Genomic DNA, 20,669 nt, shown 5'->3' on the forward strand with positions numbered 1-20,669 from the left:
TGCGAAATGGCGCAGCAACCTGTAAAAACAGATTATAATACAGCTTTTCATAACAAGGAGGATATGAAAATGAGGATGTTTGATTTTGATAGAAATATCGACCGACGGGGATTTAACAGCGTAAGTTACGATTTTATAGCCCCTAAATATGGGCAAGAGGCAATCTCTCTTTCAATAGCAGAAATGGATTTTCAAACTTGTCCCGAGGTCTTAGAGGCTGTAACAAATAGCGCTAAACATGGAATATATTCTTACACAGATGTCCCAAATACATACGGAGAAGCATGTGCTAATTGGTTTAGCAATACACACAATTGGTTTTTTAACCCAGATAATGTTGTCTTCAGTCCTAGAATAATCGAACTAGTCGCAGGTATATTCAATCACGTTTTTCATAATCCTCGTTTCGCAACATTTTCACCGTTTTATGCTCCAATTGTAAACACCGCAGTTTCTTGCGGCGGCCAGTTATATACAATTCCGTTAAAAATTAATAACGATGGGTTATGGACTTACGACACCAAAGCCTTGGAGGAAGCATTTGAAGGAATAGATATATTCATATTAACAAACCCACATAACCCAACTGGTAGAGTTTGGTCTGAAGACGAATTAGCCAAAATAGCTAATTTAGCAGCACTTAACGATGTTCTAATAATATCAGACGATATCCACTGCGATATCCTTCGTGAAGGAGTGAAATGGCATCCAATTGGTATGTTGTGCTTAAGAGAAAAGATTAATAGCGCGGTAGTAAGCTGTGTATCACCTGCAAAAAGTTTCAATTTAGCAGGACTCGAAGCAGCAGCAGCTATCACCTCCGATGCGGAGCTGCGAAGGAAAATGCGAAAATCGCTACAATTATCTGGAATACACAATCCAAATTATTTTTCCATTCCTGCCGCTATATCTGCGTGGAATTCAGATGGAACGTGGATGAGAGCATTAAATAAGTATATAGACAGGAATTTAAAATTTGTTACCAATTTCCTTCAATCTAAAGCGCCATACATAAAATTTTATTTTCCCGAAGGGACATATCTGTTATGGTGCGACGCATCAAAAGTAATTTCATCCTCAATATCATATGAATATTTAGCTCAAAAGTCGCATGTGGTTATAAGCCCAGGAGATAACTTTGGAGCAGCATGGAAGGGCTATTTCAGAATAGGAGTAGCGATACCTCGCTCAAAATTGGAAGTCGCAATGATACGACTTCTCAGCCAATTACAAAATACACGAAAGGTATAGACATGTTTAGCAAGAATACAAGAAAAAAAGATGAATCAGATAAGAATAGGCAAAAAAAATCCCCTACTCTGGTAGAGGCTTTATTGCCGATACTAGCTCTTATCATTTTTATTGGAGGCGGTTACTTAGCATTTAAGTTACCCGTAGAACCGATGATACTTCTATCTGCGGTTGTAGCTTCTTTTGTAGCTTTAAGGCTTGGCTACAGTTGGGAAGAAATGATGGTGATGGTGTCGCAAAAAATGGCAAAAGCCTGGCCAGCGCTACTCATCCTTCTAATGGTAGGTTTTCTGATTGGAGCATGGATGGCAGGTGGATCAATTCCATTGATGATTTACTGGGGTTTGAAAATAATTAATCCCCAATATCTCGCTTTCATCGCACTTATAGTTACGGCTATAGTATCAACATGCACCGGAACTTCGTGGGGATCTGCGGGAACTATCGGAGTAGCATTTATGGGTGTCGCTATAGGGATGAATGCAAACCTCCCAATGGTAGCTGGTGCTGTAGTAGCAGGAGCCTATTTTGGCGATAAAATGTCTCCACTGTCCGACACAACTAATCTTGCATCTATGATTACCGGAGTGAACATTTTCACACATATTAAGAATATGCTATGGACTTCAGGCCCGGCCTTTGTACTTGCTATGGTTATTTACCTAGCGATTGGCTTAGTTACACCAACAGACGCTGAGGTTCCAGAAAAAGTGGGTACCATGTTGCAACAGCTTGAGGCCGCATTCAACCTTAATCTCATAGCAATAATTCCAATAATTGTAGTTATAGCTGGTGCTGCTATGCGCTTTCCTACTATACCTGTTATGTTCTTATCCTCAGTTCTAGCAATGGGTAATGCTTTATTTTTCCAAGGTCAGTCAATTCAAAATGTTGTTCAGTCAATAATCAACGGTTTCAAGCTTGACATGATTAGTCGACCGGCATGGTCTAAAATAGAGCCCATAGAAGATATTTCACGTCTTCTGGAACGGGGTGGCATGAACTCGATGTTAGGTACGTTACTGATTTGCTTTTGCGCTATATTATTTGCAGGTATTATGGCACTATCTGGTTCACTTGAATTTATAACTGAACGAATACTTGGAAACGTAAAGTCAAGATTTGGATTGATTGCATCAACAGTTTGCATTTGCTTAGGAACTACAGGAGTTACTTCCAATGGACAAATATCAATTATTATGCCAGGCGAAGTACTTCGCCCATCTTACATTCGACGCGGAATAGCACCAAAAGTACTCTCCAGAACTATCGAGGATTCTGTATCAGTCACAGAGTGCCTTATGCCATGGACAGCAGCAGGTGCCTACATGGCAGCGACACTTGGCATTTCTACATTTGCTTACCTTCCTTGGGCTGTATTTAACTGGTCCGGTATGGTCATAGCACTTATACTAGCAGCCACTGGTTTAGGGATAACGTATCTTACAAAGTCAGAACAACTTAAGCTCCTCAGCGCTGAGGGTTTGAATAAATCGGATATAATCACTGAAGGGAAGTAAATTTAAGATAACTTATTCACCATTATTACCCAAGAATTGCGGGTATCTAGTTTTAAGCTAGATACCCGCAATTCTTGTGAGTAAAAATATTGAATCTTTACATTTCATGTAAATATTAACACGTATGGTGTTTTGGGATGGTTGTCTCGGCGAAAACAATTGGCGTTTTTGTTAGACTAGAGTTCGCTAATCTCTTGCATAAAATGAAAATCGTGGACGTCAAATAGTTTGCGCAGTGATTGCAATGTTTCAATCGTAGCATCTCATAGCGAAGCTTCAACTTCAAAGCGCCATTCTATGCGCGCCTGCCACTGTTGCCCGGGGCGTAAGGTAATGTCAGGCCACGTTGGATGGTGCGGGGAGTCGGGATAATACTCTGGTTCTATAGCAATGGCATCTCCCTGGCGCAGCCATTGTCCACCGACTCGCTGCATAGTAGCATCCAAAGAATTCCCGGTATAAACTTGGACGGCAGGCAAATCTGACCAGATTTCTAAGGCTCGACCGCTGTCTGAGTACACCAAGCGAGCACAGCGGCGCAATCCGGAGCCACGAATGCAGAAACTGTGGTCAATGCCGTGTGCCAGCCCAATCTGAGGGTGGGAATCGCGCACTATAGACCCGAGCAATCGAGATTTCCGCAGGTCAAAGGGAGTTCCTGCCACCGAGGCGATTTCTCCCACCGGAATGGATTGCGCATCAATAGGCAGATACTGCTCGGCTTCCACTAACAACTCGTGGTTATCTATACTGCCACCACCAGCCAGATTCCAATAGACATGGTTAGTTAATGACAGTACTGTGGGCGCGGTGGTGGTGGCAGTGAGGTTCAAGCTGAGAGTGCTCCCCTCTACCCGATATATAGCCGTGACATCCACTTCCCCCGGAAAGCCTTGATCACCATCGGGACTGGTTAGGGCAAGGGTCAGCGCACCCGGGTCTTTGTGGGTTACCCGCCAGATGCGCGAACAGAATCCCCCAGATCCACCATGGAGAGTGTTGCCGTATTCATTAGTGGCCACTTGGAAATCTTGACCGTCAATCGAAAAGTGGCCGTTTTTAATACGATTAGCAACCCGACCTATAATTGCTCCGAAGTAATCATCTTTTCGATTTTCTACAGTGTCGAACCCTACCGCTACTTCACTCGATGAATCATTTCCGCAAAGACGCACACTGTTTAGTGCCGCCCCCCAATCCAGGATTTCCGCAGTCAGACCACCCTTTGCCCTTATCGTGTAAGCGTGTACCGCTTGCTCGTCCAGTCGCCCGAAGTAACGACTGGACACACATGATTCCTCAGCATTCATAGATAAAATTCTACCATCTCATAATCATTTTAAACAAAATATAACATCGCAAATTAGAAAGCACTCTAATTTTGCTAATAGTCATATCACAGGTGTCACCTCTCTAATTAACTAGATATGTGCTTTACTAACGCTCAAAGATACCTCGCACTGCTAGCGCGAATGTTGGAGAAGCGGGAAGTTTATCAATCAACATTGCTTGGAGAGTATGGTAAATATCCGGTTTCCCACTCCATGTTGAAAAGGCAGGCTTGTTTGATTCATCAAGTTCATGAACATACCTACCTGGCTGGTCGCGGCAATACGTTTCAAGAAAATTCATAGCCTCACGCTCAAGATGCTCCCATTTCAAATGGTTTACTGTATCTAATTTTTGAGCTACACATGCTGCTACTACAGCCTCACAAGCTACCCAGTACATACGGCTGTGATTTACTGGAGTTCCATCAAAATCCACAGTGTAAACATAACCAGGAGCTCCATCACGGCACCATCCGTCTCTTTTACCAGCGTCAATTAGCCGCAAGGCATTCCCTAAGACTGATTCAGATATTTCAATCCCTAAATTCCTACACGTTACAACTGTCTGCAAAGCAAGACGCCCCCATTCGAAAGAATGACCCGGCGTAGCCCCGTAAGGCCTGAATGCATCCCCAGGTTTATCTTTATTGAAGTCATATAGGGGTTCATAACTTATCGAAAAATGCTCACAAAGTCTCCAATCAGAGGCAGATGCCATCTCTCCAACAACATGCTCTACCATATGTTTAGCTCTATTAAGATATTCGAGTTTTTCTAGCGCATCAAACGCAGCTAGATAGGCTTCAACAGTGTGCATTGCAGCATTTAAACCACGATAAGGCTCACACTCAGTAAAATCACGCGTATAGGATTCTTTCACCATACACGATTGCTTGTCCCACCATCGTTCAGTACTTACTTGAAGAGCATCCTCAAGAAGTATTTCAGCTTCATTTACTCCAGCAATTACAGCAGAAGATGCCGCAAGAATAACGAAAGCATGCGAATACGCCTCCTTTCTTTCACCCCTACCACTCGCCGCACCAGTGGTAGATGAAATAGCGCTAAAATATCCACCATAGTCTACGTCATGAAAATAGTTACACAGACAGGAGATGCCATGAATAGCTAGCTCACGATATTGTGCACATTCGCTTTCTGGTAATAATTTATGAAGCATGGAGCCCAAAGCAAAGCAATGCGTCATTCTTGCCGTAATCCACAATTCAAGGTGTTTCTTGGTATCGATTCTACCCTCGTCATCTAACCACGCAAAACCGAATTTATGACGCGAGTTAACAGCAAATTTAAGTAAGTTCGAGATTTCTGATTCTCTATCTAACATCATAATACACTCCTAGGTTAAATATCTTTCTCTAACAATTCTGACAATCCCCACACCAAACCTCCACAGAAACTATCACCAAGTCCAATAGTCGTAGGATAATTGGCGTTAATATCGATACTGGGAATACCAAAAATTTGACTTGAAGCAAGTTTATCCATAAGAATTTCAGCACGATAAACATAAGGCTGTTTCTTTATATATAAATATTTATTTACATCCAAATCATCACCATATAAAAAACGGGTTGACGCTAGACAAACACCTTTAGATAGAGCCTCTTTTATTTGATTAGCCGAAATTTTAGGACTAACCCCTGATGCAGCCACCCAATTTTGGGTATGAACTACTATCACCTCATTGGGGAAAAGTCGGCTGAGCCTCGTGAACATCTCGATAATTTCTTCAGGACTGTAGAGATTTATGCTCAGATTAAGGTATTTTTGCGCTTCATCTTCATTCATCGAACGAATATCAATAATACCACTTAAAGTAGAATTAATATCATACTTGAAACTATCAACATGAAACGCAGCTTCTTCATAGACGCAAATCATATTTGGATTAGCATTTCTTGAAAGTAGAGCAATTTCGTCACATTTTTTATCTATAATTACTTTATCGCGAATACCATTAATCCCTGAAATAAGAAAAATATCCGCAGAGCGAAGCGCATCTGATAATAGTGGAGATATGGTAACTAACGCATTTGGTTCGTCATTAACATAAATTAACCTATTTGGACGCTTCGATCTGATACATCCATCCGCTAACACGATTTCTACATCAGAGGGATACTGAATAATGAGGTGAGGATCCGCATAATTGGAATTCTCACAACACATAAGTTTGATATTATCCGGAATTAGATTATTAAACACCGGATTGCTGGATACTGCATGTACAATTGAGCCAACACCCATTTTTGCAAGTGCGATTCCAGCGCGAACCGCCGTTCCGCCTAGTGTTACCTTATAAGTAAAACAATCTGCAAATTCTAATAAATTATTTTTTGAAATGACGTATTCTTCGCCGCCTATACCATGCTCCATATACCAAAGTATACTAATCACTAAATCACGTATGGAGGAAATCGATGAGGGTCGTACTAGTTCGCCAACACGTAACTTCATATCTGTAACTAGACCTTGCAAAACAGTACTATCCCAACATATTTCATAATCTACGCATCCGGTTAGTCCCAGTACGATCCTCATCGAATTGCCTTTCTTAGTAAAGATTTGCCTTGCCTGCTGAGTTAAACAAATCAATTTTTTGCGAAGCGCACTCTTTTAACGCGGCCTCACAAGGAGGTTCAATAACATTAGGTTCCCTGAGACCTCGATCCTTCAACACTTCGCGCATCTTTGTAAAGTATACAGATTTAATATCAGAACTAATATTAATTTTGTTAATACCCTTCACAACGGCTTTAGCAATTTCGCTATCTGGATTATTCGAGCCTCCATGAAGCACCAATGGAACATTTACAGTTTTCTTAATTTCATGTAATAGGTCAATTTTTAGCTCAGGTTGCAAATCTGATGGATATAAACCGTGGCGTGTACCAATTGCTACTGCAAGAGAATCTGCCCCTGTAGCTTGCAAGAAATCTTTTGCTATCTGCGGGTCAGTGTAGATTATATCATTAGTGCCATTCTCTGCAAAGCCGTCAGTTTTACCGATAGTTCCCAACTCAGCTTCGACTTGAATTCCAACAGGGTGTGCTGCCTCTACTACTTTTTTCGTCAGAGCTACGTTTTCCTCGTAAGACAATAGCGATCCATCAATCATCACCGATGTAAATCCGCATTGGATAGCATGAATAACTTGTTCATAGCTAGCTCCGTGATCCAAGTGAATCATGGTAGGAACACTAGAGCGATATGCAGCTTGAATAACAGAAGGTATAAAATTATCCCCTATATGTTTCAACTCATCAGGATGTATTGCTATTATGTGAGGTGATTGCTTTTCCTCACATACTTGAATTATTGCATTAAGCATTGAATGACTCGAAATATTGAAAGCAGGTATTGCAAAGCCTTGTTCACTCGCAACATCTAACAGTTTGGTTCCTTTTAGTAACATTTCTGTCTCCTTCTTGTCTTATGTTGTTCGACCTTTTAGCTCTTTACTGAGCCAGAGGTCATTCCACCGATAAAATACCGTTGGAAGAAAATAAATAGAATGATTACAGGTATAGAGCCAAGAACGCTCATAGCCATCATTTCATTCCAATCGTATGAGTGCTGCCCCATTAAAAGTTGAATACCAATAGGAACTGTTCTCATATCATTCGTTCGTGTTAACGTCAAAGCAAATAGATATTCATTCCATGCAATCATAAAGGTATAAATTGCAACTGACAAAATACCTGGAATAGATATAGGCACAAGAATTCTCCATAGGGCTCCAAAACTAGTACTTCCATCCACCTTTGCAGCTTCATCGAGTTCTCGCGGTAAGGTATTGAAATATCCTGTTAGCATAATTATTGCATACGGAAGCGTCAGCACCATATAAGTAAAAATAAGCCCCTGGTAAGTATTGTAAAGTTTTAATGCCACCATCAATCCAAAATAGGGGATCAATAGAGTAATCGGGGGAATTGCTTGGACTGAAATTATGAAAATATTTATAATTTTCTTTCCCGGAAACTCGTAACGACTGAATGCGTATGATGCCAAGATTGCCACTAAAAGAGTCAAGGTGGCCACCATCCCTGCAATAAAATAACTATTAGCAAAAAAACGTAGCTTTTCAGAATCCTTGAAAATGGAAATATAGGCATCGAAGGAAAAATTCTTGGTTATAATTTCAGGAGGAAATGCGAAAATTTCCGAGTTTAATTTGAATGAAGAACATATCATCCAGAATATTGGAAATCCCGCAAAAAAGGTACCCAATAGCAAACCAATAATTGCAATAAGCCTTCCAATTACGTCCTGTTGTTTACGACTTATCTTCATTTTTCACTCCGCTGCGTGTTGATGCCGTACGTAGAAAAAGGCTAGAATCATAGAAAGCGCTAGTATTATTACAGCGCTAGCTGCTGCTCCAGAAAAATCATAGTTAGAAAACGCTAACTTATATGTAAATGTAGCTAGCATTTCGGTTCGGTTCATAGGTCCTCCACCTGTTGTCATCCAAATCAAAGCGAACTGCTGTGAAGTCCATATAAGATCCAACAAAGCCATCGAAATAATAATAGGACGCAACTGGGGAACAGTTATGGCAAAAAATGATCTAATCTTCCCGGCACCATCCACAGCAACAGCCTCGTATAAATCCCTCGGTATTCCCTGCAATCCTGCAAGTAGGCTTATCATAAAAAATGGGTAACCGGCCCAAATATTAATAAACGTAACCACCCATAAAGCCACATCAGGATTGGATAGCCATTCCGGGTGACCATGAACCAAACCCAGGACATTCAATAAATAATTAATCACACCATTAGGATTTAAAAGTAACCTCCACAACACCGCAATGATTGCAACTGTTAGTAGCCACGGCAATACGAATATTGTTCTGAAGATGGCTTTAGTAATTCGTCCAAAATACTGCGTGTTCAGAAGCAAAGCAAAGCCTAATCCAATTAGCATATGAGCAATAACACTAATCACCGTAAAAAATAGCGTATTTTTTAGGGCGACATGAAATGTTGGATTTAGCAATACTTCATGATAGTTTTTGAATCCCACTAATGTCGAGTCTGGTGCTGTAATCACTCTATTCATAAAGGAATAACTGACTACTATGATTACAGGAATGAAGAGTAGGACAACCATAAAGACCAGCGTAGGCGTTAGATATGCATACGGAACTAATGTAATTTTCCGTTTGCCCCTCATTTGAGCTATTTCATCCATTGTTCTACAATCTTTCAATGAATGAGCCCTAGAAACAATCATATCAACCATCTCTAGGGCTCATACGCTCATCAGAATTTACTATTCCACTTAGACTCAACATCTTTGAGCACAGATGAAATATTAGCATTTTCAGAAAGTACTTGTTGTAAACCCTCATCAAATTCGCGCATCAGCTGTTCGGCAACGGGCAAACCAGTAAACTCGTTAGCAGGTACACCCGCATTCCAAATTTCAAACGCTTTTGCCAATATCTCATCCTTTTCAATGAAGCTTGGCTTCGCATCTTTATTCCCTGGAAACGCATTGGCAGCATCACACAATTTAGCATTAATATCTTTAGAAAGAAGAAATTCTACTAGTTTCCACGCCTGTTCTGGATGTTTTGTATTAGCTGAAATGCCTATCCCCCATGATGCGAACGGCATCCCTCGTTTACCGTCATAACCCGCTTTGGCCGGCAAAGGCGACAAATCAAATTTTAAATTTGGATTATTTTTACGGATTAGATTTACGTGCGCCAGCGAATCAATCATCATTGCCACCCGCCCATTGGTAAATTCTTCCACTTTGTCTTGCTCTTTCATGGTCAGCGCACCGGGTGCGATAACTTGATCATCCCACAGTTTTTTTATGTATGTTACAACATCTTCCACATCCTTATTTCCTTCTAGGAAAGGCTTCCCATCCTTTAGCATGGAACCTCCAGAAGCCCAAGCCCAAGGCATCACATCATTTTGAATACCGTTGGGTGCTTCCAGCGACAGAGGCAATGCCCATCCCTTTACGTTGTCGTTGGTCACTGCTTTTGCCGCCTTAGCAAATTCTTCGCGCGTCTTGGGTGCCTCCTTAATTCCCGCCTTGTCCAGAATCTCCTGGTTCACGAACATTGGATACACGAAGTTAGTAACTGGAATCGAGTAAGTCTTGTCATCCACCTTCACCTGACTTACGAGCTTACTATCATCATACGATGCTTTTTTCATGACATCTGACAAATTGGCTATAGCACCTTGCTTCGCAAAATCATTTACCCAGGCTCCGTCAAGACCGACCACATCAGACATGGTGCCTGCTGCCGCACCCGCTACAATTTGTTCACGAGTTGAAGCGTACGGACCCGATAAAAGCTTAACCTTAATCCCAGGGTTATCCTTCTCGAACTCATCCATCAGACCACGTAGAGAGTTATCAGGTAGTTCAGGCTCCCACCATTGCGCAAATTCCAGTGTGATTGCATCACCATTCCCCTGTGCAGAGGAATTTTCAGAACTGCCTGCATCGCCGCACGCAGTAAGTGTAAGCGCCAGAGCCGCAACGCTCAAAGCACCCCAAGTTTTCGCTGATTTCCTGTTCATCATCAGTTCCTCCTAATCTTCACTGATTCACATAGTCAGTTGCTGACTTATGCTTGTAAATGCATTATAACGCATGTAAGCGCGTTTTGCAAGACCCGCAGCTGCAAGTTCTTGCTGGCTCACGCCTGTTCCTTATTTTTATGGACTACGCTGGTCTAACATGTAATCATGAGTGCTGAAAATAGTGACCTTCCAGCCCGTAGACGACGAAAGTTGCTCGAGTACATAGACAAGAACGGCCAGGGTACAGTCAACGATTTGTCAGAAAACTATGGTGTCTCCGTTGACACCATACGCCGCGACCTTGACCGACTCGCCGATGAGGGTTACGTAACCCGCACCCGAGGAGGCGCGGTAAGCACGCATAGCTCCACGCCTATAGAGTCAACGCTAACAGTACGAAGTAGGCTAAACACCCGTTCCAAGAATGCCATTGGGATGCTCGCAGCTAGCCTCATCAAGAATCAAGATGTAGTTCTGATGAATGCTGGATCCACAATCCTTTCCATGGTTCCTTACCTACGAGGGAAGCATGACCTTACTATCGGGACCAATAACCTATCGGTGGCGCAGGTGCTGCCTGAAAACTGTTGTCGTGACTTATACCTGTTTGGCGGAATTGTTCGCATTCACTCGCAGGCAACAATAGGGCCTATCCGACTCCCCTCTGCTGTCAATGGCTTAGACACACGCGTTCGGGCTGATATTGCTTTCATTTCTGTAGGAGGAGTTGAAGAGACTCTAGGCTACACAACTTCGTACCTTGCGGAGGCCAATATGATGGCTGAAATGGCAGATACCGCCCGCACAGTGGTTGTGTTGGCAGATTCTTCGAAGATTGGTCGCCAGCTGTTCTGTCAAATCGGTAGCCTGTCCATGGCAGATTACTTCATAACAGAGAAGCCTCTACCCGACTCAATCGCTCATCACTGGGAAAACGCCGGAGTCACTGTTCTTACACCGTCTTGACAGTCTCACTGTATCTGCATCCTCTGCTTGTTCGTAGGCTCATATACTTAAGGCGATGTGGAGCCCTAAATTAAGATTCCTAACCGGCATCACTGCACCCGGAATCCGCGCTCCAGCAAGGCGGGGAATTCCTCGGCGGGAATAACCGGGATGCCCAGAGCCTCGGCTTTGGCCAACTTTGATCCCGCCCCGGTGCCAGCCACCACCACGCTGGTTTTCTTTGATACCGAACCGGTCGCCTTTCCACCCCGATCCTCCACCGCGAGTTGCGCAGATTCCCGCGTGAAACCGGGGATATTCCCGGTGATAACAAGCGTCAATCCCGCCAGGGTTTGTTCCGGTTCCTCCCAGGCGCTGCTCTGGTTTTGCGCGGACATTCCGGGGGCACTCCCCTTTGCAGCAGGAAAGTTTTGCCCCCAGCTCGCCTCGATGCCGCCGGGATTTGCGGGTTCATGAGGGGCTTGCCCAGATTCAACGTCACCACCAGAGACATGACCTGTCCCGAAATCTGAAAACAAGTCTGGTTGAATTCCACCCGAATCCACCCCGGGGCTGGCACCTCGTGAAGCCGAAGCCAAACCTACCCCGAAATCACGCAACCCCAGACCCAAACCGGCCTGAGTCCACGCCAAGACAATCTCTTGGTGCCACGGCACCCGAAACCAGTCCACAACCGAAGCAGCGATAACCGCCCCCACCCCCTCAACCTGCGATAAGCCCTCAACATCAGCCGCCGCTACCGCCGCCAAAGTCGGAAACCTCCGAGCCACCGCCCGGGCTGCCACCGGCCCCAAATGACGAATCGAGAGCGCCACCAACACTCGCCAAGTTTCCTTAGAACGCGCGGCCGCCAACTGGTTGAAGAATGTTTCGACGGTTTTACCCGCCACCGGCTCGCCCAGCTCCCCCGCAACCAGGCCAAAAGTCGCTGCTTCCGCCGCCGTCACCCGTTTGGGCTTCGCCCAAAAAAAACGCACTTGCTGCCAGTCACGCCCCGCAGTTCCAGGAACCTCGCGCCACACGAAAACATCGCGCAAGTCCTTGGATTTCAGGTCAAATAACCCTGCCTCTGAACGCAACACTGGCTCCTGGGTCGGGGGCAACAGCGATTCTATTGCTCCAAGCTCCAACGGTTTCCCAGCGGGGACACGAATCTCGGTGCCATCCTCTAGCATACAACTGCCTCCCGCACTCAAGGCAGCCGCGACATCTGCCCGGCCGGCCTCCGGCTGAGTCAAAGCCAAAGCACCCTCTTCGCCCAGACCCTCTATATCCAAAGCGCCACGCGCCCCCACATGAATCAAACGCTCTGTGATTTGGGCGGGGCAACCGGCCTGGTTGGGACAGCGCAAATCGATATCGCCTTCTTTTTCCTGTCCTAAGCGTGTCCCGCAAGATGGACACATTTCGGGCATTACCCACTCTGGCAATCCCCCTGGACGCAAAGACAGCACGGGGCCGAGCACCTCCGGGATGATATCCCCCGCCTTGCGCAACACCACCGTGTCCCCAGGACGCACGTCTTTACGCGCGACTTCCTTGGCGTTGTGCAAGGTGGCGCGCGACACATAGGATCCATCTACCAACACACGCTCCATCACCGCGAAAGGTGTGACCCGCCCAGTGCGCCCCACCTGGACTTCGATTCCCAACAGACGCGTGTGGACTTCTTCGGGGGGAAACTTATAGGCACAAGCCCAGCGCGGGGCACGCGCCGTGGATCCCAGTAGGACGCGCGCGGCAAGATTGTCAACTTTCAACACCACGCCATCTATCTGATGGGAAAAATCGTGACGATGCTCGGTCATGGCTGCCAACACCGCGTGTACCTGCGTCAACGTCGTTAAACCTGCCATCCGCAACCCCAAAGACTGGGGGGTGCGCCGCACCGAAGGAATCCCCCACACCTCGAGCTGCCGATAGAAATCCTCTTGGGTTGCCATGGGTGATACGCCATCCGGCCACCCCTGTACCGCGCCCAAGCCATGCGCCAGAAATGCCAAAGGACGTTTCGCAGCTTCGATGGAATCCTTTTGTTTCAGCGAACCAGTCGCAGCGTTACGGGGATTGGCAAATAGCGGCATTTTCTTCAGCGTCTTTAGCTTTTCTTTGTCTCCAGCGGCTCGAGCCGCTTCCCAGGCGGCATTATTGGCTTCCCTTTCAGCGTTCATTTGGGCGAAATCCTCTAGGGGAAGATATACCTCTCCCCTGATTTCTACCAGGTGTGGAATAACCGTGCCACCCAAGGTCTGCGGTACGGTTTTGATGGTGCGCACATTCGCGGTCACGTCTTCGCCGACGCGGCCATCCCCTCGGGTCGCCCCCGTCATGAGTTGCCCATCCACATACGTCAGGCTCATAGCCAAACCGTCGACTTTTACCTCGGCCGAAACCGTGAATGGCTTGCCTTCCAGGCCTTTTTCAACCCTTTCCCACCAAGCATCGACTTCTGCGGTCGAGAAAACATCATCAATGGATTGCATACGTTTCGCGTGAGTATGCGGAGGAAAGCCCTCTGTTGTTGCCACTGCAACCGCGTTCTCGGGAACATGTGCTGCTCCCACTGCTTCCGTTGTCGCTGCGGCCGCTCGTTTAACTCCCCCACCGCCCCCGGCTCCGCCCCCTACCGTCTGGGTGGGGGAATCCGGCGTGACCAGCGCGGGATAGCTTCCTTCTAAAAGTTGTAGGCGCACAAACAACGCGTCATAGTCCGCATCGGACAACCGGGTCACCCCGTGCTCATCAGGATTATCGTAATAATCGGCGCGAGCGGCCTCGATTTGCGCCACCAGTTCCTGGTGTTCGTTTTGTATCTGCGGGGGAATTTCGCGTTTCTTCCTCATGCATCTATCTTAATGGTGGGGCTTATCCAGCTAATCTTCTTTCACCCCTGCGTCTACCCGCACTACCGCATATCAACAGGCTCTCCCCAAAGTTTTCCACAGCCTGTGGAAACCCTTTGGGCAAATTTGCAAAAATCACTTAGCCTGAACTCATGGAAACGTTCTTAGAGCCACAAAATGCCTTGCGCACTCCCTGGATGTGGATTGTACAGTCAGGCCCCAACAGAGGTCAGGCTTTGCCAGTTACCCCAGGGATTTTCGGCCGCCTCAACGGGTTTGACGATTCGACAATTTCGCGGCGTAACCTGGAAATCCTCCCCCGTGGGAAAACGTTGCGAGCCACCCCTCTACCGGACACTACCCCTGTGTATAGCATGTGGAAAACCTTGGGATTTAAGCGCAGAATCCGCCGCAGCGCGCGCTTGAAGCCGGGGCGTAAACTAAAAATTGGGCGCACTTTACTGGCGATTCGTCCCCGTCCCACTGACCTGCGGCTGGCACCCCCACCTCCCGTGAAACCGGGCTCATTGCGTTGGATGCTGTTCATGTTCCTGCCTTTGGTGTTTATGCTTGGTCTGGGAGCGTTTATTGGCTGGAGAGTGTTGGTGATTTTCGTACTATTAGCCGGGGTGGCGTTGTGGTGGTTCATGAGGCGCTTGTCTAATATTCCCAAACCAGAACACCTGTGGCTGGCTGCGGCTACTCCGATACGGTATCCGGCTCAAAAAACCGATGCACTGCGAGTATTCACGGGAAATCGGTGGTGCCGACGTTTCCTAGATTTGCCTGCCGGCGAGAATCTGTGTCTGACCGGACCAGGTTCCCAGGGCTACGCGTATTGGCTGATAGCACAGGCTCTGGTTTTCGGGCAAGGATACCTCAGTCCAGATAACCCCGCCCCTTGGAAAGGCCAGAAACGACCGATTGCCGACAAGGCTCGCGGAACAGAGGATTTGCTGGAAATCCGGGTGATGGCACCTCATGAAACCCCCAACTGTACCCAGCGACAGGTAGCCCTCACCATCACCCCCACGCCCCCCGCCTGGGCACAAAGAATCCTAGCGGTCAAAGCGAGACACGGTCGCCTGGGGGATTCTTGGTTCACCAGCCTCAAAGCCGCCTGGGAGCGAAACCCGCAAACTTGGCAGCTCGACCCACCCACCCCCGGGGAAACCCTGCCACGACAAGTCTCGCGCGAGATTCTGGGCGACACCGATACCGCCGGCATCATCGCCCGGTGGCGGGCGGAAAAAACCGGACTGACCACGCCCCTGGGTATCACCGACACGGATGTCACCTGGAATCTTGATTTGGTTAAGGAAGGACCGCATGCCTTGGTGGCCGGCACTACCGGGGCAGGGAAGTCGGAGCTGCTAACTTCCTGGCTGTTGGGACTGGCGCTGCGGTATTCCCCGGCTGAACTGCGTTTTATTTTGATTGATTACAAGGGCGGTGCAGCTTTTGGGGAGCTACAGCGACTGGCACATGTGCACGGAATGCTCACTGATTTGCAACCAGCGTTGACTCGGCGTGCTCTGTTGTCCCTGGAGGCATTCTTACGACGTCGCGAGGCGATTTTAGCCACGGTGGGGGCACGTGACATCGACCACTACCGGGATTTGACCAGCAAACACCTAGCGCGGGTGATGATTGTGGTTGACGAGTTTCGCGCCTTGGCCACCGACCATGCCGACATGATGGAAAATCTGATTCGCTTAGCAACTCACGGACGTTCTCTGGGTTTGCACCTGGTGTTGGCCACCCAAAAGCCCGGCGGGATTGTCAACGCCCAGATTCTGGCCAATACTAACCTGCGTTTGGCCTTGCGGATGCGCACCGGCGCGGATTCCAGCGACATTCTGGGTGATGGGCGTGCCGCTCAGCTGCCGTCGATTCCCGGACGACTCTATTGGGAAGGGCAAAGCGAGGGACTGGCGCAAGCCGCATGGTGCGGAGCGGATTCCTGGGTGAGCGAGGTCACCACCCAAATCGACACCGCTTGGCAGCAAATTTGCGCGGAGATGTCCAGTCCCAGCGTGTCCCTCGATGAAGTGTCCTCGCCCAGCAACGCTGACGACAGCACCGCCGACAAATCGCTTGACAATGACGCTATTTTGCCGGATAAGACAACTTCCGAGACTACCCTGCCCGCAATCTGGTTGCCGCCTCTGCCAGCCGCGATCCCCGCCCCGCCGCGAGCTTTCGCGTTCACTGACTGGCCTCGGCTCGCCACCCAAGAATGGCGCAGTCCCGAGTGCGCAGACGGACGGGATGTGTTCGGGATTTTCGGTAATCCCGGAACCGGGCGAAGCACTGCTGTGATGACCTTGGCCACTAATGAACTGAATCGCAAACCAGACGCTACCGTGCTGGTTGTAACCCCGACACCACAGCTTTTTACAGAGCTTGCCACCCAGGCGGGTCAACGAATCATAGTGTTCTCGCCCCGGGATTTGTGGCGCCTAAATAGACTCAGACACGAACTCGTCTCGGGTGGTTTCACGGATACCTTGGTATTGCTTGACCGCGCCGATTTGGTTGCTGAAGCGTTGGAACACATCAGTCCTGGCCAGGGGGTAAAGCAGCTCGAAGCGATGCTCAGCAGCACCGGGATAGGTGAGTATCGTTTGGCTTTCACCGCCCCGCTCGCGGCCGGTCGCTCGGCGTGGGGTACGCTCGCGTCGGGGCGTTTCGTGCTCGCTCCACGCGATACGGTTGATTTGCACACGGCTGGGATAGAGCCTCTCGGTTCCAAGGTCTCACTTCATGAGGTGCTTCCCGCAATTCCTAGCCCCGGTAGAGGGGTGTGGCTGGCCGGTGGTACTTGTGTCGAAGCACAGATTGGGCTGCCGCCCGCGTTAGTCCCCTCCCCGGAGCCCGCACATCCCGATAGTTTTGACCCCGGATTTACAGATGTCCCGAGCCCGGCTTCGGTTCTACCAGTCTTGCCGACACACCTGGAACCAGGGCAAATCCCCTGTTCAGAGGGATTAGTTACCCTGGGCTGGGCTAGTGAGCGTCGCGAATGGGCGCGATTTACACCACATCGATATTGGCAAATTGAAGAGTCTAATGTAATGCGTGGGTTAGTTTCTCAAATAAAACGTGAATATCGCCGTCTAGGCTACAAAATCGTGGATTTAGAGAGTTTTGAACCTGAACAGAAGAACGAAAAAATCTTGGTTTTTGCGTCCGGAAATGAAGAAAACAGGATTAGATTGCAGAATGTCTGGGAAATGAGCAAAAAAGCCGAAAACTTTGACCTAACAATTCTGGAAATGCTATCACCAGGCACTTTTGTGCATAGTTTAGGTTCTATGGATAAAAAGTTTACCCATCAGACAACCACCATCCTAGCTTTTAACCAAAGTGTAGAATCGCGGCATCGCCTGGCGGGCAGCTTGGGTCTTGACCTAGAAACTCTCAGGAAGCTGCAGGTCACAACCGGTTATCCTACCATCTTGAAAGACGAAAATGGAATCACCCCACTACTACCACCATATGATAAAGTGAAACATCTCACGTAAAAATGTGTAATTTCCTGTTTACAACTCTTGAAAATTTGTCACGATAATGTCACCCTGGTTAAGTCGAATTTTTCTGAGTGAAGTTTTCCGAATTTCAACAAATAATCTCACTAGGTTTTAGGTAGAAGGAGCATATATGGATTGGCGCGATCAAGCAGCCTGCCTGACGGTTGACCCCGAACTTTTCTTTCCCGTAGGCAATACGGGACCGGCACTCGCCCAAATCGAGGAGGCCAAAGCAGTCTGCGCTACTTGTGCAGTTTTGGATGTCTGCCTCAAATGGGCTTTGGACAATAATCAAGATTCCGGGGTATGGGGTGGCACTTCTGAGGACGAGCGCCGCGCTTTGAAGCGGCGAAACGCCCGGCAACGCCGAGCCTCAAGCATTTAGTCTTTCGTTTTATTTCCTTTCTCAACACGAAACAGGTTTTGGCGGGTGAGCAATCTCACCCGTCAAAACCTTTAAAGCACTGCTACAAACGGGTGGCCACTAAGTGAACAACTGTCCCAACATCCGGAGCCACACGACGCTCCCACTGCACCGATCCCCCCAATTCGGTGCTGACCAAAGTCTTCACAATTTGGGTACCCAAACCGCCCCCAATGGATTCCTGGTCAGTGCCGATACCATCATCAGTTACCGTCACCACCAGCTCGTCCTCGCTACGCTTAGCATTAACCGTAACAGTGCCGGAACGCCCCTTTAACCCGTGTTCAATTGCATTGGTCACCAATTCGGAAAGCACCACCCCCAAGGCGGCGGCAGCATCGGCACCGAGCGTACCAAAACTGCCAGTAAACTTGGTTTCCACGAAGTGATCTTCGCTGGCAGCCGTAGCTACCAAGGCCAATAATTTCCCGAAAGTCTCGTCAAAAGCCACACTTTCGTCCACGGTTTGGGATAGCGACTCATGAACGGTGGCGATAATCGAAATGCGACGTTCCGCCTCCGCCAAAGCCTCCTTGACGGTATCATTGTCCGAACGTCGAGCCTGGAGTCGCAACACAGCGCTGACTGTCTGGAGGTTATTCTTGACCCGGTGGTGCACCTCGCGGATGGTGGCATCCTTAGACAACAGCTGCTTTTCACGCACCCGTTTTTCGGTAACATCGCGGGTCAACAGCAAGGCTCCAGTACGTTTTCCGTCACGTTTCAACGGCAAAGCCCGAATCGTCATCGACACGCCACGCACCTCTACCTCGGTTACCCACGAGGCGCGCCCCATCAACACCACCGCCAAGGTCTCGTCCACCGTCGACCCGGTAGCAACCAGCGGGGTGACAACCTCGGCCAAAATCTCGCCGTGCAAAGGGCGCGAAAACCCCAAGCGTTTGAAGGCCGAAATCGCGTTAGGAGAAGCATGTTCCACTCGCCCCTCGATATCCAGCAGCAAAGCCCCATCCGCCACCCGGGGATTACCATGATTAGAAACCGTCGGCGTAGTTTCATAGGGAAACTCGCCAATCGCCATCATTTCGCGTAACTGGCGAGCCACCGGCTTAAACCAGCCCTCCCCACCAATTTCGCCCACTTGGAAGGCTAGATTAGTTTCTATCGCCACTACCCCCACCGGTTTGCCTTGGAAAGGAACAGGTACCAGAATCTCGGAAACCGTGTTCATTCCCGTCCAGCGGTGCACCGGGTTTTCAACGATTTTCCCACTGATTAAGGCCTCTTCCATCAAAGGTTGGCGGGTGGAAGGCAACGAAAAGCCGATAACGTCATCAAGGTGAACAGTAGGGCCGGTAGCGGGTCGACAGTGCGCCGCGCAAGAAAACCCGTCATAGCGATTTTCCAACCACAACAGTAAATCAGCCTGGGATAAATCCGAGATAATCTGCCAATCCCCTACCAAACGGTACAGATGTTCAACCGCCGCCTCGGGTAGTGGTTTGAAAGGCGCCTCGCCTAACTCACGATTGAAGGTTGACACCCTTCTAGAATATGTGTTTCCTGGCGCACTAGGCAATTCCGGGGCACCACGCTACGAGGATGCCTTGTAAACTAAGCTGAGGCTTTACAATAAATGTCAGCTGGCTAGCGCCGATACTTCTTCAGAGGAGGCGCGAAAGCAGTCGCGAACCAGTTACCGCTTTCCAAGAGACAGGAGCATAGATGTTATTTTCCAAGACCGTAGAATGCCCCGGCTCTGTGAAATCCTTGACCGAAATGTTGAAAAATCCCCGCTATTACGCTCGACGGTGGCAAGACCTCGACCCGAAAGCCAGCGTGGATATCAATATGGGTGCCCGCCAACTGCGAGTGACCTCCGCCCTGGACATCTCCGAAACCACCGTGGCCTCCGTGTCGAACCTGGTTAATTCGGGGATTCAAGCTCGGGTCGTCGAAATCTGGGACTTGGACACCAATGGCCTGGCCACCAAAGGCTCCATCAGCGTATCCCTGGCGGGGGTACCAGCCAAGGCCAGTGCCGCTTTAAAGATTCCGGTTCATGAGGTGCCAGCCGAAAAAACGGCGATTCGTATAGAGGGCGAGGTTACCTGTACAATTCCCCTGATTGGCGCCGGATTGGAGCGTGCGGTTATCAGACGTCTTGACCAGGCTTTAACCCGAGAAATTAAGGTTATGAAAGAGTTTCTGGGCGGCTAGAAAACTAGAACTACGTTCACGCCCGGACTAACACCTCAT

Annotated in this window: 15 protein-coding genes; 6 read left to right on the forward strand and 9 right to left on the reverse strand. The window is 48.2% G+C overall.

Features of this window, described 5'->3' with window-relative positions; translation table 11 throughout:
- Nucleotides 1-6 precede the first annotated feature (6 nt).
- The gene (locus tag HMPREF0577_RS10925; RefSeq protein ID WP_231282732.1) at nt 7-1,251 is read left to right on the forward strand and encodes a MalY/PatB family protein; all 1,245 of its coding nucleotides are present in this window, start codon (nt 7-9) and stop codon (nt 1,249-1,251) included.
- A gap of 2 nt (nt 1,252-1,253) precedes the next feature.
- The gene (gene nhaC / locus HMPREF0577_RS05100; protein ID WP_004014521.1) at nt 1,254-2,771 is read left to right on the forward strand and encodes a Na+/H+ antiporter NhaC; all 1,518 of its coding nucleotides are present in this window, start codon (nt 1,254-1,256) and stop codon (nt 2,769-2,771) included.
- Nucleotides 2,772-3,034: 263 nt separating this feature from the next.
- On the opposite strand, the gene HMPREF0577_RS05105 is transcribed toward nhaC, so the two are convergent.
- From HMPREF0577_RS05105 to HMPREF0577_RS05135, 7 genes are all read right to left on the reverse strand, one after another.
- Nucleotides 3,035-4,081 (reverse strand): aldose epimerase family protein, encoded by a 1,047-nt coding sequence (locus HMPREF0577_RS05105; RefSeq protein ID WP_004012658.1) that lies wholly within the window; start codon nt 4,079-4,081, stop codon nt 3,035-3,037.
- Between the two features lie 127 nt (nt 4,082-4,208).
- Nucleotides 4,209-5,450, reverse strand: a complete 1,242-nt coding sequence (locus HMPREF0577_RS05110; protein ID WP_004012659.1) for an AGE family epimerase/isomerase — start codon at nt 5,448-5,450, stop codon at nt 4,209-4,211.
- Nucleotides 5,451-5,464: 14 nt separating this feature from the next.
- Complete coding sequence (locus tag HMPREF0577_RS05115) at nt 5,465-6,664, reverse strand: ADP-dependent glucokinase/phosphofructokinase (protein ID WP_004014519.1); 1,200 nt, start codon at nt 6,662-6,664, stop codon at nt 5,465-5,467.
- Nucleotides 6,665-6,677: 13 nt separating this feature from the next.
- Complete coding sequence (locus HMPREF0577_RS05120) at nt 6,678-7,538, reverse strand: ketose-bisphosphate aldolase (RefSeq protein WP_004012661.1); 861 nt, start codon at nt 7,536-7,538, stop codon at nt 6,678-6,680.
- Between the two features lie 35 nt (nt 7,539-7,573).
- Complete coding sequence (locus HMPREF0577_RS05125; RefSeq protein WP_004012662.1) at nt 7,574-8,419, reverse strand: carbohydrate ABC transporter permease; 846 nt, start codon at nt 8,417-8,419, stop codon at nt 7,574-7,576.
- Between the two features lie 3 nt (nt 8,420-8,422).
- Nucleotides 8,423-9,322, reverse strand: a complete 900-nt coding sequence (locus HMPREF0577_RS05130; protein WP_231282729.1) for a carbohydrate ABC transporter permease — start codon at nt 9,320-9,322, stop codon at nt 8,423-8,425.
- Nucleotides 9,323-9,393: 71 nt separating this feature from the next.
- Nucleotides 9,394-10,683 (reverse strand): ABC transporter substrate-binding protein, encoded by a 1,290-nt coding sequence (locus HMPREF0577_RS05135; RefSeq protein ID WP_004012664.1) that lies wholly within the window; start codon nt 10,681-10,683, stop codon nt 9,394-9,396.
- 165 nt (nt 10,684-10,848) lie between these two features.
- Between HMPREF0577_RS05135 and HMPREF0577_RS05140 the strand changes: the two genes are divergently transcribed.
- Nucleotides 10,849-11,649 carry a DeoR/GlpR family DNA-binding transcription regulator gene (locus tag HMPREF0577_RS05140; RefSeq protein WP_004012665.1) on the forward strand — a complete coding sequence of 267 codons (801 nt, stop codon included), beginning with the start codon at nt 10,849-10,851 and terminating at the stop codon, nt 11,647-11,649.
- A gap of 89 nt (nt 11,650-11,738) precedes the next feature.
- Here the strand turns inward: HMPREF0577_RS05140 and ligA are convergent, their stop codons facing one another.
- On the reverse strand, nt 11,739-14,492 hold the full coding sequence (gene ligA, locus HMPREF0577_RS05145) for an NAD-dependent DNA ligase LigA (RefSeq protein ID WP_004012666.1): 2,754 nt from the start codon (nt 14,490-14,492) through the stop codon (nt 11,739-11,741).
- Nucleotides 14,493-14,644: 152 nt separating this feature from the next.
- Between ligA and HMPREF0577_RS05150 the strand changes: the two genes are divergently transcribed.
- Together HMPREF0577_RS05150 and HMPREF0577_RS05155 are read left to right on the forward strand one after the other, a co-directional pair.
- Nucleotides 14,645-18,019, forward strand: coding sequence for an FtsK/SpoIIIE domain-containing protein (locus tag HMPREF0577_RS05150; protein ID WP_004012667.1), 3,375 nt, complete (start codon nt 14,645-14,647; stop codon nt 18,017-18,019).
- Between the two features lie 136 nt (nt 18,020-18,155).
- Nucleotides 18,156-18,410: a WhiB family transcriptional regulator gene (locus HMPREF0577_RS05155; protein ID WP_004012668.1), complete on the forward strand. Its 255-nt coding sequence runs from the start codon at nt 18,156-18,158 to the stop codon at nt 18,408-18,410.
- Between the two features lie 82 nt (nt 18,411-18,492).
- On the opposite strand, the gene HMPREF0577_RS05160 is transcribed toward HMPREF0577_RS05155, so the two are convergent.
- Nucleotides 18,493-19,953, reverse strand: a complete 1,461-nt coding sequence (locus HMPREF0577_RS05160) for a sensor histidine kinase (protein WP_004012669.1) — start codon at nt 19,951-19,953, stop codon at nt 18,493-18,495.
- Nucleotides 19,954-20,135: 182 nt separating this feature from the next.
- On the opposite strand from HMPREF0577_RS05160, the gene HMPREF0577_RS05165 reads away from it, so the two are divergent.
- Entirely contained in the window at nt 20,136-20,630 is a 495-nt protein-coding gene (locus tag HMPREF0577_RS05165; RefSeq protein WP_004012670.1) for a DUF2505 domain-containing protein, read from the forward strand.
- Nucleotides 20,631-20,669 lie beyond the last annotated feature (39 nt).

This window comes from Mobiluncus mulieris ATCC 35243 (assembly GCF_000160615.1).
Classification (GTDB): Bacteria; Actinomycetota; Actinomycetes; order Actinomycetales; family Actinomycetaceae; genus Mobiluncus; species Mobiluncus mulieris.